Here is a 12,757-nt window from a genome sequence, read left to right as displayed (position 1 = left end):
TAGACATGGACTGGATGGCATGGACGTGGCCGACTGCCGCCTTTTTCGGAACCATTGCAACGCTTTTGGTGATCTTCACCATTCTGGCGATCAAATTCCCCGAAACGCCGCGGGTTGGTGTTCTGGGCATTGAGACCACGCGGGGGGATCGTTTGTTCATCACCCTTCTTGGCTCAGCCTTCATCAATCTTGCGTGGCTCGGCCTGGTCAGCGCGAACCAGGCGCTCGCACTTGTCGTCTGCCTGATTTTTGCAGCCGTCGTATTTCGCTGGGTCTGAGGAGGCCCCGCGACTGATCGAAACCCAAAACCAGAGGTTCACTTAGGGAGGAAACCAATGAACCAACGTCTCAAGACAACCACCGCACTGGCGCTGTGCCTCGGCCTTTGGTCGGTGCCGGCTTCTGCCGACATGGATGCCGCGAAGGCCTTCCTGGATGCTGAAATCGGCGATATGTCCGCGCTGTCTCGCGCTGATCAAGAAGCCGAAATGCAGTGGTTCATCGACGCGGCCCAGCCCTTTGCGGGCATGGAGATCAAAGTGGTCTCCGAGACCATCACCACGCATGAATATGAATCTCAGGTGCTTGCGCCGGCGTTCGAGGCCATCACCGGCATCAAGATCACGCACGATCTAATCGGCGAAGGCGACGTCGTCGAGAAGCTTCAGACCCAGATGCAGTCGGGCGAGAATATCTATGACGCCTATGTCAACGACTCCGACCTTATCGGCACGCACTGGCGCTATCAACAGGTGCGCAACCTGACGGACTTTATGGCGAACGAAGGTGCGGATGTGACCAATCCTGGTCTCGATCTCGATGATTACATCGGCACCCAGTTCACCACCGCGCCCGATGGCAAGCTCTATCAGCTTCCCGACCAGCAGTTCGCGAACTTATACTGGTTCCGCTACGACTGGTTCAACGATCCCGCGATCATGGCCGAGTTCAAAGAGAAATACGGGTACGATCTCGGTGTTCCGGTCAACTGGTCGGCCTATGAGGACATCGCCGAATTCTTCACCGGGCGCGAGATCGACGGTGTCAAAGTCTACGGTTCGATGGATTACGGCAAGAAAGACCCCTCGCTCGGCTGGCGTTACACCGACGCATGGATGTCCATGGCGGGTATGGGCGACAAGGGCGAACCCAACGGCCTTCCGGTTGATGAATGGGGCATCCGCGTGAACGAGAACTCCCAGCCGGTCGGCGCCTGTATGGCGCGTGGCGGTGCGGCGAACTCTCCGGCGGCAGTCTATGCGGTGGAGAAAGCCATCGATTGGCTGAACAAATACTCCCCGCCATCCGCCATGGGCATGACCTTCTCCGAAGCTGGCCCGGTTCCGGGACAGGGCAACATCGCTCAGCAGATGTTCATGTACACCACCTTCGTGGCGCCTCTGGTCGACAGCCCGGCGGTGATGAACGAGGACGGCACGCCGAAATGGCGTCTCGCACCCAGCCCGCATGGGGTTTACTGGGAAGATGGCATGAAGGTCGGCTATCAGGATGTGGGCTCCTGGACGCTGATGAAATCCACCCCAGAGGACCGCGCCAAAGCCGCATGGCTCTACGCGCAATTCGTGGGCTCCAAGACCGTCGACGTGAAGAAATCCCACGTTGGTCTGACGTTCACCCGAGAATCCTCCATCCAGCATGAGAGCTTTACGGATCGTGCGCCGAAACTTGGCGGTCTCGTCGAGTTCTACCGCTCCCCGGACCGTGTGCGTTGGTCGCCCACAGGCACCAACGTCCCGGATTACCCGAAGCTCGCTCAGCTGTGGTGGCAGAACATCGGTGATGCCATGTCCGGTGCGAAGTCGGCTCAAGATGCGCTCGACAGCCTCTGTGCCGATATGGAGCGTGTGATGGAGCGTCTGGAACGCGCTGGCATCCAGGGCGACCTTGGCCCGGTCATGAACGAAGAAACCGACGCTGCGGATTGGATTGCGGCAGAAGGCGCACCAAAACCGGCTATCGAGAACGAGCGCGAGGCGCCCAAAACCGTCTCTTATGACGAACTCGTCGCCTCCTGGCAGTAAGCTTTTCAACGCAGAGGGGGCGGGATATTCCCGCCCCCTTCTTCAATATCCTATGGGGCCTTGTCGTGAGAGGCCGGTATTGCCAGGCTATTTGGGCGCTCTGATCAGTGTAAGCGGCTGTCGCGTTGACCTCATATCTGGTCGGTTCTGTTGCAAACTTTTCGCTTGCTGCGACCGTGCCATTGGTCGCGGCGTCTTGCCGGAGAGTTCGTCATGTTCAAGGGCCACCAGTTCTCTTTGATCGCTCTGTCCTCACCGGCCGTCTCGGAGACGAGTGGTGGCTGGAGCAGTACTATCTGAAGCCCTATGCATGCTGCCGCTACATGCACGCTGCTGTGGACGCGATCGTCGACATGCGCCGGCCGGGCAAGCCCGTCCGCAGCCTCCGCATAGAAACCTTCCCGCAGGGTCTGAAACTCTCCAACGCCCGCGCGCCGCGCACGCTCGAGGCCGGCCAGTACAGCTACTATTTCAGTTGCGCGCTCGCAGCCCTTCATGGCGCAGCGGCGCTGCAACCGGTGGATCCGGCGATGCTGTCTGATCCCGCCGTTCTGGATCTCGCCAGCCGAATCGAACTCATGGAACACGAGGACTTCGCGGCCTCCTTCCCAGAGAAAACCCCCTGTCGTGTCGTCCTCGATCAGGGCGACGGCCCCGAGACACGAACAGTCTTTCATCCGCTCGGTGATGTCACCAACCCCATGTCTCGCAATGCGATTTCCGAGAAATTCCGCCGTATCGGCGCGGCCAATATGAATCCTGCCTGGCAGGACGAAATGCTCTCAGCCCTGAACGGGCTTCTGGATGGCGGTTTCAGCCGTTTGTTCGCGGCACAAAACAACCAGACACACCGTCTCGTCCAAAAAATGCATCAATAGAGGAGGTAACGAAGATGGCGTTCACTTTACCAAAGGCCCAGGTTCTCGCGGCAATACTGGCAGGCGCGGTGCTTGCGCCATTGTCCGCTCATGCGGCAAAGACCGAACTGACGCTTGGTGCGGCGGCTGCCGATATTGGCAGCCTCGATCCGCATTACTCGGCAAGCACCACGGATCGGACGCTGGTCGCTTGGATCTATGGCGGACTTGTCCGGTTTGCGCCCGGCACCACTGACCCTGCCCAGATCGAACCGGACCTGGCCGAGAGCTGGGATGTCAGTGAAGACAATCTCGTCTGGACATTCAAGCTGCGTCCGGGTGTTCAATGGCATCACGGCTATGGCGAAGTCACGGCGGATGACGTTGTGTTCAGTCTGCAGAAATCAGCGGACGCGAACCGCTCGGCCTTCTCCAGCGATTACGCCGTCATCGAAACCGTCGAGGCCCTTGATCCACACACGGTCAGGATCACTCTGAAGCAGTCCATTCCCAGCATGCTAGGCCTACTCGCGAACTATGCCGGCGGCTTCATCATCAGCAAGGACGCCTATGAAGAGCGCGGCGAGGCGTTTTCACGGCAACCCGTCGGTTTCGGTCCGTTCCAGCTCGATTCGATTGAGCCGGGTGTCGCAGTTATTTTCTCTGCCCACGAAGAGTACTTCCGCGGGGCACCGAAACTCGAAAAAGTGACCTACCGCTTTCTGGCTGCTGCTGCTGCGCGCGACCTGGCTTTCATGGCAGGCGAAGTGGACGCGGCTACGGGCATCGCAGATCCCCGCTGGCTTCAGCGCACCAAAGCGATTGACGGAGCAACCGTCGATATCTTCGACCCGGCGGAACTCTCGATTCTGCACATCAACACCAATAAGGCGCCGTTTGACGACATCCGTGTGCGTCAGGCCCTAGCCTATGCTGTCGATCCATCCCGCATCGCACAGCATCGCGGCGCCGATTTCACCCGCGTCGCCAAGTCAGTGATACCGTCCAACAATCTCGGCTACACGGAAGACAACGGTCATATGACCTTCGACCCGGATAAAGCGAAAGCCCTGCTGAGCGAGGCCGGTATCCAGATGGGCTGACCGTCAAGATGATCTCCAGTCAGTTGCCGAGCTACGAGTCCTCCAACCAGATCCTGCAGGCCCAGTTGAAGGAAGGCGGCTTCACGCTCGAGCTCCAGCCCGTCGAGCACGCAACGTGGCACCAAATGATCCGACAAGACCTGAGCCCCATCGTAACCTACGGCGCGGCACGTTTTCCGGTCGCCGACGTCTATCTGTCGCAGTTCTTCCATTCAGACAGCGCCATCGGAAAACCAGGCGCCGTTACGAACTTCAGCCATTGCGATGTGGCCGACGAGCAGATTGAGGCAGCGCGCACCGAAAGCGACCCCGAGAAGCAGGCGGCGCTATGGCAAGAAGCACAGCAACTGATCATCAAGGAAGTGTGCGGCATTCCGGTGACTGAAACGGCCGGTGTCTGGGCACGGCGCGAAAATCTTGACTGGGGCTTTGAGTTCGAAGGTTCCATGTCACTGGGACCGTTGTTGACCGAGAAAACCCACTTCACCGACTAGGTCGAATATGGGCCGTGGGCTACCCACGGCCCTCTCTCCGAAGAAAAAATCATGTCCAGACAAACTTTTCCGACCTATTCTTCTTCGTGTGGCTGGAACGCAATGCTTCCGTCACGAACGCCCCGGCCCGCGCTCGGCACGGATCTGAGCGTTGACTATGCGATAGTCGGCGCCGGCTTCACCGGGCTCGCCATCGCCCGCCGCCTACAGGAACTGGAGCCGCAGGCGCGCATTGTGGTGCTGGAAGCGACCACGGTTGGAGAAGGTTCCTCCGCCCGAAACTCCGGCTTTACCGGCTCTGACGTGCTTCCACGTACTGCAACCCTGGAAGGTGCGCAGAAAGCGCGCCGTCAGACCGAGTTGATGACAGCTTCGTTCACCTGGCTGACCGATATCATCCGGGAACATGGAATTGCCTGCGATCTCACCAAGGCAGGCTCGATCCGCGCTGCTGCGACCGAGGCCGGCGAGACGTCTCTGCGTCAGGTCGTCGAGGTCGCGAAGGCCAACGGCATCGCCCACACCGTTCTGGATCGTGACAACATCGCCCAGAGGATCGGCTCGCATTATTACCGTTTCGGCGTCTATCTGAACGATACATACCTGTTGCAACCGGCAGCCCTGATACGCGGACTTGCGGATGCCCTGCCTGACAGCATTGCCCTGCATGAGACAACCCCCGTCCGCAAACTCGTACGATCCGGAGATCGGTGGAAGCTTCAGACCGATGGCGGTGTAGTGACCGCAAAACGCGTCGCGTTGGCCAACAACGGTTTCATTCCCAGGTTCGGCTACCTTAAACTGCGCATGGCGACCATCTACACCTATGCGGCGGTAACCAAATCAATCCCCGAACACCTGCGGGACTACCTTGGCAAGAACCCGGCTTGGGGTCTTCTGCCATCCCATCGCCTGGGCACGACACTGCGCCGAATAGGCGCGGACCGACTGATGGTGCGTTCTCTGTATTCGCACGAAATGGAAGAACACCCGCCTGAAGCCGAGGCGAAGCTGCGCGACCGCTTCGAGCGCCGCTGGTCGGAACTCAAACACGTCGATTTTGAATATGTCTGGGGTGGAACAACCGCATTCACGATGAATGGCGCTCCATGGTGGGGACAACTGGACAAGGAGCTTTATGCCTCGGGCGGCTGCAATGGCAGCGGCATCGCCAAAGGTACGATGCTCGGGCGACACCTGGCGGACCTTATGCATGGTACCGGCCGTGCAAATGAAATCGCCGACACCATGGGAACCGCAAGTCTCATTGCACCCGAGCCATTCCGAAGCATCGGGTTTCACATCGTCTCGAGCCTGGAAAGTCGGCGGGCGGGACTGGAATCCTGATTAGGACGGGCATAGCCAAAATGTTTGCAGTTTGATGACTGGTTGGCCGTTTCATATGAACATCTGAGAATGGCGGTGGCAATTTTGACCCCGGTAGTGGCGACCTTGTCCTGCTGCTAGTGTCGCAGGAGTCGTCCACTCTTTCCCTTTGCTGCGCGGCGCAGAGAGGTACGAGGGATCTACAATGGGAATAACTCTACAGTTTCGGGTGGCAGGCATGACTATGCTGCTGGCGCAGCGAAGGACCGAAAAGCAGTCGCCCGCATCGCCTAAGGCCCGCATCAATGGTGCTGACCGCCACTCCCTTCGGTTAACCTGATAAACTCCCTGTCAGCCTATCTCGGAAACACCAGCCGCGTCGTTAACGTGACAAGCCTGCCCTGATGCAAAAAGGCCGCGCTCAGGGAACGCGGCCTCCTTTAAATTTCCTCAGCAGGTATCACCAACTGGGGATCACAGCGCCCTTGAACTCTTCGGCGATGAAGGCCTTCACGTCGTCATTGTGGTAGGAAGCGATCAGCGTCTTCAGCCACTCGGTATCCTGGTCTTCCAGGCGAACTGCGATGACGTTCACGTAGGGAGCCTTCTCGCCTTCCAGCGCAATCGAGTCCGTCTTCGGGTTCATCCCGGCTTCGATGGCGTAGTTGGTGTTGATGGCAGACGCGTCGACATCATCGAGAGAGCGCGGCAGTTGGGCGGCGTCCAGTTCGATGATCTGGATGTTCTTGGGGTTTTCGGTCACGTCGGCAATGGTGACCTTAACGCCCTTGGCCTCGTCCACCTTGATGAGCCCCTTGTCCGCGAGCAGCAGCAGCGCGCGCCCACCGTTCGTCGGGTCGTTCGGAATGGCGACGGAAGCGCCATCCTCGAGTTCGTCGAGGCTCTTCACCTTCTTGGAATAGATGCCCATCGGGAAATTGACGTTCGAGGCGACGCTGACGATGCCGAAGCCGCGATCAGTGACCTGATTGTCGAGATAGGGCTGGTGCTGGAAGGAATTGGCGTGGAGGTCGCCATCGGCCAGCGCCTGGTTAGGCACGACATAGTCGGAAAATTCGAGGATCTCGATGTTCAGACCCTTGGTCGCGGCGATTTCCTTGACCTTTTCCATGATCTGGGCATGCGGGCCGGGGGTGACGCCGACCTTGATGTCCTCTGCAAGCGCTGAGCCGGCGGCAAAGACAGTAAGCGCAGCCGCAAGTATGATCTTCTTCATGGTTCTTTCCTTCTCAAGGTTCACGAAATTCAGTTTTTGCGGGTCCGCTTGTCGAAGTGGCGGGCGAGCATGTCGCCTGCGCTCTGGATCGCCTGGACGACCACGATCAGCACGACCACGACAGCAAGCATGACTTCCGGCATGAAGCGCTGGTAACCGTAGCGGATGCCGAGGTCACCGAGACCACCACCGCCAACCGCACCGACCATGGCGGAATAGCCCACAAGGCTTACGAGCGTCAGCGTAAGGCCGAGGATAATTCCCGGACGGGCTTCCGCCAAAAGGACCTTTGTGACGATCTGGAACGGCGTCGCGCCCATGGCCCTTGCCGCCTCGATCAAGCCCTTGTCGACTTCGCGGATCGAAGTTTCGATCAGCCGCGCTACGAAGGGAATGGTCGCGATCGTCAGCGGCACGATTGCCGCAGCGGTTCCGATCGAGGTCCCGGCGATCAGTCGCGTGAAGGGAATGATCGCCACAACGAGAATAATGAACGGCGTGGACCGTGCAGCGTTGACGATCGCGCCGACGATCTTGTTGACGGTCGGCGCAGGGAACAATTCGCCCTTCCCGCTGGTCGCAAGAAAGATGCCGATCGGCAGGCCAATGAGCGAACCGATGAAACCCGCAGCAGCCACCATGTACATGGTCTGCAGGAAAGCCTTCCAGAGAAGGGAAACGAGCATGTCAGGCGCCATAGCCGAGCACCTCCGTGTAAAGTCCGGTCTGCCGATAGAAATCACCGGCCCTTCTGAGCGTATCCGGATCGGCTGGATAGGAAACGACAAGAGATCCGTAGGGCTCACCGGCGATCTCGTCGATCGCGCCGGCCAGGATGTTCACGTCCGGTCCGATCTCGGCCACCAGACGCGCGGTCAGCGGCTGGAAGGCCGTCTCCCCGAAGAAGACCAGCCGCACCAGCGCGCGCGCACCTTCTGCCGGCGCCTGTTTCAGATCGGCGCTGATCCATTCAGGCAGCTTGGCGCCGATCACAGCCGACAGGAGCGAACGGGTGGTCTCGTGTTTGGGCGCGGTGAACACGTCGAATGTGCTGCCATTTTCGACAATCTTGCCCTTGTCGATTACCGCGACCTGCGAGGCAATCGTCTTCACCACCTCCATCTCATGTGTGATGAGGAGAACGGTGAGGCCGAGGTCACGATTGATTGTCTTGAGGAGCTCGAGGATCGACTGCGTCGTCTCCGGGTCGAGAGCTGATGTTGCCTCATCCGACAGCAGGAGCTTCGGTTCCGTCGCGAGCGCCCGGGCAATTCCGATACGCTGTTTCTGTCCACCGGAAAGCTCTGCCGGATAGCGGTCGGATTTGTCACCAAGACTGACGAGGTCGAGGAGCGGTGCGACGCGATTGCGGATCGTCTTGCGGTCCATCCCCGCGATTTCGAGCGGCAGCGACACATTGTCGAAGGCGGTACGCGACGAGAGGAGATTGAAGTGCTGGAAGATCATTCCGACCTGGCGGCGCAGATCGCGCAGGCCCGTTTCCGGAAGATCGCCCACGTCGACGCCGTCAACGACGACCCGTCCCGAAGTCGTTTTCTCCAGACCATTGACCAGCCGGATAAGCGTCGACTTGCCAGCGCCCGACCTGCCGATGATGCCGGTGATCGCGCCACGGGGGGCAACCATGTTCACGCCGTCAAGCGCGGTAAATTCGGGCTGGTTCCCCGTTCCGCCGAAGCGCTTGATGACGTTCTCGAACGTGACCATGGGAACGGCAACCGGAGTCTGAGGGGGGGCGACGCGGTTCATCGGAGGCCTCGCAGGGAAGCTTCACGGGGTGTGAGCGGGTAGGTCATTTAATTCTCTGTGGTGAATGCCGCACATGCGGAAACGACGCACAAGCGCCGGTAAGTCAGCTCAAAGTCCACATTCGGACGGTTTGGCACCACATTAGCATCTTTACATTCACCTGATCAAACCCCTGCCTGCTGCGGCATGACAACTTGCCCCGTGCTTATCGCACCGCATGCCGGGGAGGCCTAGGAATGGAATTCCAGTTGTCGTGAGAAAAGAGGAATAACCGTGCCGCAGTATCAGGCCACGAGGTCCAACTTTGGTGGCGAGAAGACCTCGGGGGCGAACCGCCGAACAGGTAGCTCTGCACCCGGATCGCGCCCGGGTGCAGGACACATTGAATTGAAGAAATGGTTGTGATTCAGACGGGCGTATAGGAGCCTGACTGATGAGTAATTCGTTTTGGCTGACGGACGAGCAAATGGCCCGTCTTCAGCCTGCTTTCCCATGAGCCATGGTCGCCAGCGCGTTGATGATCGCCGCGGTCTGAGCCTAAGCCAACAGGGGGCCTCTCACCTTTGTCGGTTCAAACGGTGCCCACCACTCGTGGGCGAAGCCCTTCGTCCCTTCGAGGCAAACAGTCGGCGATGTGGCAATGATATGACCTGACAGCAAAGCGGAGCCCGGCCGCACGAACCGGGGACCCGGCGGTGTTGTCTGGTGCGATTGCGGCGCATCAATGTGATAGGGATCGGCTCAGGCGGACAACATCAGGGCCAGCGGTCATATCGAGCCGCCAACAAAGGTCGAAGACATGACTGCACCCGACCCGCCGAGCTTCAACATCTCAGAAATCCAGCTCTGCCCAACGGCGCCATCCAGACATGACAACACCGTATTAAGAACACGGGAGGCATCGCTAAACACGCAGGTGAAAGCCGACAAACTCCGCTGTCTTCAGGCGCAAACCACGCAGCCGGCACTCTTTTCGCGAGGGTAGTTGTAAGAATTCACTTTCGACGTCGTGTAACCTGCAACGACAAGCGCTTCAGCAACCTTCATTGCCGCCGTCACACCATCGATCACGGGCACGCCCGATACCTCCGTCAATCGGTCACAAAGCGTGCTCATGCCAGCACAACCCAGGATAACCGCTTCGGCTCCATCCTCCAGGGTGGAGCGCTCAATCTCCCGGAGGAGCAGCGCTTCTGCCTCAACCGGACTTTCCTCCAGGCTCAAGACCGGCAAGTTTATGGATCGCACCTTGCGGCAATGGCGATCAGCACCGTATGCGCTGACCAGTTCCTCAATAATCGGTACTGAGCGCGGCAAAGTGGTGATGACCGAGAAGCGCCTGCTGATGGTCATCGCGACCTGCACCGCAGCCTGACAGATGCCCAGGACCGGGCCTCGCGCAACTTCACGGGCTGCATGCAGGCCCGGATCGTCGAAACAGGCGATTATGTAGGCATCCACCCCCAGAGCCTCGCCCCTGATAATTTCGGACAGAAGACCGGGAACGGCCATGGCCTCGTCGGCGCCGCCCTCGATGCTCAATGGCGTATCGAGCGGGTTGACGGCGGAAACCTGCGTATCCGCATTCTTGACGACCAGCGCGCGCTCCAGCGCTTGTCTGGTCATCGACGCCGTGGAGTTTGGATTGATGATGCGAATATGCATTACGGCAACCTTCGGAAGGGATTAATCGCAAGGCGGTTTTGAAAAGTCGTCAATGTCTGGCGCCTTCAAAACGAACTGACGATCGGAAACGATGTAATTATCGGCATGGAGGCGGGCGATGGGTTGATATCGTTCCGGGTCCACATAGCGGCTTTCGGCGTCGAGACAGTCCTGGCGCACATGCATGTGAACAACCTCGCCCAGAACGAGCGTACGCCGGGGATAGTCGATCAGACGCTCCACCCGGCATTCGAAAACGCACGGCGCCTCCTGCGCGTAGCTCGCCTCCACCTTGCGGCATTCAACCGCCGTAAGCCCGGAGACCTCCAGCTCATCCACCCCGCTTTCAAAGCCCAGGCCACAGACCAGCATCTGCCGGGAAATGGCCATATCCACCATATTGACAGCAAAAGCGCCGGTGCGGCGGATGTTGACCATCGTGTCCTTCTCCGCCCCGCCAAGGCGCGGCTGAATGCCCAGCACGACAATGGCCGGATCGTGCGAGAAGACATTGAAGAAGCTCATGGGAGCGGCATTGTTCCGCCCCGTTTCAGAGCGGGTCGAGACCAGCGCGATCGGTCGCGGCCCAATGAAATTCGTCAGCAGCCGGTAACGGCTCTGCGGCTCCAACTGCTCGAAATCAAATTCCATACCGCTCTCGATGGGTGTCATTATAATATACAATATTATCCAACATTGTTGACAATATTGCAATGAAAAACACGCTCACAAGTTGACTTTTTGCTCCGCATCACGCTTGTCTACCCGCACATGGAGGGAGCGGCATGAGTGAGCAGACTGGAGTATCGACGCATCAGATCGTTGAACGAATCTGGCTGTCGATCGCCGAGCGCAGACTGCGGCCCGGCGTTCAGTTGAAAGAAGGTCAACTGGCTTCGATCTTCAGCGTAAGCCGTGCCCGCATTCGCCAGGCGTTGACGCTTCTGGAGCGTGACGGGCTTGTGACGATCATCCCCAACCGGGGGGCGTTCGTCTACAAACCGACCGTAGACGAAGCCAAAGACGTCTTCTTCATACGCCGCACCGTCGAGCACCGGATCGTCGAACGGCTTTGCAGCCACATCAGCAAGGCCGACACCAAGCGCCTGCGCGACCACGTCGCCCTGGAGCGCGAAGCGAATGCAAAGGACCAGACGACGGATATCATCAAACTGTCTGGCGGCTTTCACTTGCTGCTCGCCGAAATCACCGGCTCCGACTTTCTCTTCACGACCATGCGGGACCTCATTGCTCGGTCCTCGCTGATAACCGCCGTCTACCGCAACACCTCCCGTTTCAATTGCGGCCCGGACGAACATATCGAGATCGTGAAGGCCATTTCAAAAGGTGACACCCGCAAGGCCTCGGACCTGATGGGGCATCATCTGGAACACGTCGAATCCGAACTCGACCTGACTGAGATCCGCGACCTGTCACACGATCTGAAAGCTGCGCTTTCATAATTCACCGTACGGATCGCTCTGCCCAGCAGACCGCGCGGCAAGGGCTCCCCCTACTCCTCAACATCGACCATATGGCAGGCTATGCGCGCTCCACTCGAAGAGGTCCTGATCTGCGGAGCCTCGCTTGAGCACTGGGCGGTCGCAAGCGGGCAGCGCGGGTGAAACGTGCAACCGGACGGCGGATTGAGAGGGCTTGGCACCTCGCCATTCGCCGGCTCGCGATCCCGGTTCGGGGTTCGCACGTTCGGGATCGTCTGCAACAGAAGCTGCGTGTAGGGATGCAGGGGACGCGCGAAAATTTCTTCCGTATCGCCCTCCTCCACGATGCGCCCCAGATACATCACGGCCACCCGGTCGGACATATGATGGACCACACTCATATCGTGGCTGATGAACAGGTAAGTCAGCCCCAGCCGATCCTGCAACTCGCGCATCAGGTTCAGAACCTGCGCCTGCACCGAAACATCGAGTGCCGATGTCGGCTCGTCGCAGACCAGGAATTCGGGCTCACTTGCAAGCGCACGTGCAATGGAGATGCGCTGCCGCTGGCCGCCGGAAAACTCATGCGGGTACTTTTCGCCATCCGACGGTGAAAGACCGACAATCCGCAGGAGTTCCTCAACACGCTCGGTGATTTCCGCAGCGCCGGTGCGCAGCTTCAGTTCCCGCAACGGCTCCGCAATGATGTTCTTCACCGACCAGCGTGGATTGAGCGAGGCGTAGGGATCCTGAAAGATCATCTGCGCTCTGAGGGTCTGATCACCAGCAATCTGCCCTTCGATGAATGGACCGAGACGTTT

At 59.1% G+C, this 12,757-nt stretch carries 13 protein-coding genes and 1 pseudogene; 8 read left to right on the top strand and 6 right to left on the bottom strand.

The window, feature by feature from the left end; all coding sequences use genetic code 11:
- Positions 1-5 precede the first annotated feature (5 nt).
- From NDI72_RS19950 to NDI72_RS19925, 6 genes are all read left to right on the top strand, one after another.
- A complete protein-coding gene (locus tag NDI72_RS19950) occupies positions 6-278 on the top strand; it encodes a DUF2160 domain-containing protein (RefSeq protein WP_113156545.1) in 273 nt (90 codons plus the stop codon).
- 57 nt (positions 279-335) lie between these two features.
- Positions 336-2,042, top strand: a complete 1,707-nt coding sequence (locus NDI72_RS19945) for an ABC transporter substrate-binding protein (RefSeq protein WP_283801575.1) — start codon at positions 336-338, stop codon at positions 2,040-2,042.
- A gap of 125 nt (positions 2,043-2,167) precedes the next feature.
- Positions 2,168-2,920: an MmgE/PrpD family protein gene (locus NDI72_RS19940; RefSeq protein WP_283801574.1), complete on the top strand. Its 753-nt coding sequence runs from the start codon at positions 2,168-2,170 to the stop codon at positions 2,918-2,920.
- A 14-nt stretch (positions 2,921-2,934) separates the two neighbouring features.
- Positions 2,935-4,002, top strand: a complete 1,068-nt coding sequence (locus tag NDI72_RS19935; protein ID WP_283801573.1) for an ABC transporter substrate-binding protein — start codon at positions 2,935-2,937, stop codon at positions 4,000-4,002.
- A gap of 8 nt (positions 4,003-4,010) precedes the next feature.
- Positions 4,011-4,496: a periplasmic substrate-binding domain-containing protein gene (locus tag NDI72_RS19930; RefSeq protein ID WP_283801572.1), complete on the top strand. Its 486-nt coding sequence runs from the start codon at positions 4,011-4,013 to the stop codon at positions 4,494-4,496.
- Between the two features lie 51 nt (positions 4,497-4,547).
- Complete coding sequence (locus tag NDI72_RS19925) at positions 4,548-5,843, top strand: NAD(P)/FAD-dependent oxidoreductase (RefSeq protein ID WP_283801571.1); 1,296 nt, start codon at positions 4,548-4,550, stop codon at positions 5,841-5,843.
- 439 nt (positions 5,844-6,282) lie between these two features.
- Here the strand turns inward: NDI72_RS19925 and NDI72_RS19920 are convergent, their stop codons facing one another.
- From NDI72_RS19920 to NDI72_RS19910, 3 genes are read right to left on the bottom strand one after another with little or no spacing between them, the layout of a single operon-like run.
- Positions 6,283-7,059 carry a MetQ/NlpA family ABC transporter substrate-binding protein gene (locus NDI72_RS19920; protein WP_206545142.1) on the bottom strand — a complete coding sequence of 259 codons (777 nt, stop codon included), beginning with the start codon at positions 7,057-7,059 and terminating at the stop codon, positions 6,283-6,285.
- 29 nt (positions 7,060-7,088) lie between these two features.
- The gene (locus NDI72_RS19915; RefSeq protein ID WP_113156532.1) at positions 7,089-7,757 is read right to left on the bottom strand and encodes a methionine ABC transporter permease; all 669 of its coding nucleotides are present in this window, start codon (positions 7,755-7,757) and stop codon (positions 7,089-7,091) included.
- Positions 7,747-8,787 (bottom strand): methionine ABC transporter ATP-binding protein, encoded by a 1,041-nt coding sequence (locus tag NDI72_RS19910; protein ID WP_283801606.1) that lies wholly within the window; start codon positions 8,785-8,787, stop codon positions 7,747-7,749. The genes NDI72_RS19915 and NDI72_RS19910 overlap by 11 nt, the downstream gene beginning before the upstream one ends.
- A gap of 475 nt (positions 8,788-9,262) precedes the next feature.
- Here NDI72_RS19910 and NDI72_RS19905 point away from each other — a divergent pair.
- Positions 9,263-9,366: pseudogene (locus tag NDI72_RS19905) on the top strand (IS5/IS1182 family transposase); the annotation flags it as partial.
- Between the two features lie 405 nt (positions 9,367-9,771).
- On the opposite strand, the gene NDI72_RS19900 reads toward NDI72_RS19905, so the two are convergent.
- Positions 9,772-10,494: an aspartate/glutamate racemase family protein gene (locus tag NDI72_RS19900; protein ID WP_283801570.1), complete on the bottom strand. Its 723-nt coding sequence runs from the start codon at positions 10,492-10,494 to the stop codon at positions 9,772-9,774.
- Between the two features lie 21 nt (positions 10,495-10,515).
- Positions 10,516-11,145: a flavin reductase family protein gene (locus NDI72_RS19895; protein ID WP_206545144.1), complete on the bottom strand. Its 630-nt coding sequence runs from the start codon at positions 11,143-11,145 to the stop codon at positions 10,516-10,518.
- Between the two features lie 134 nt (positions 11,146-11,279).
- On the opposite strand from NDI72_RS19895, the gene NDI72_RS19890 reads away from it, so the two are divergent.
- Entirely contained in the window at positions 11,280-11,957 is a 678-nt protein-coding gene (locus tag NDI72_RS19890; RefSeq protein ID WP_113157101.1) for a GntR family transcriptional regulator, read from the top strand.
- A 50-nt stretch (positions 11,958-12,007) separates the two neighbouring features.
- Here NDI72_RS19890 and NDI72_RS19885 read toward each other — a convergent pair.
- Positions 12,008-12,757 (bottom strand): oligopeptide/dipeptide ABC transporter ATP-binding protein (locus NDI72_RS19885; RefSeq protein ID WP_283801569.1); only part of this gene is annotated, 750 nt, incomplete at its 5' end.

The organism is Nitratireductor sp. GZWM139 (assembly GCF_030068685.1).
Classification (GTDB): domain Bacteria; phylum Pseudomonadota; class Alphaproteobacteria; order Rhizobiales; family Rhizobiaceae; genus Nitratireductor; species Nitratireductor aquimarinus.
This window is presented reverse-complemented; position numbering and strand designations above follow the sequence as displayed.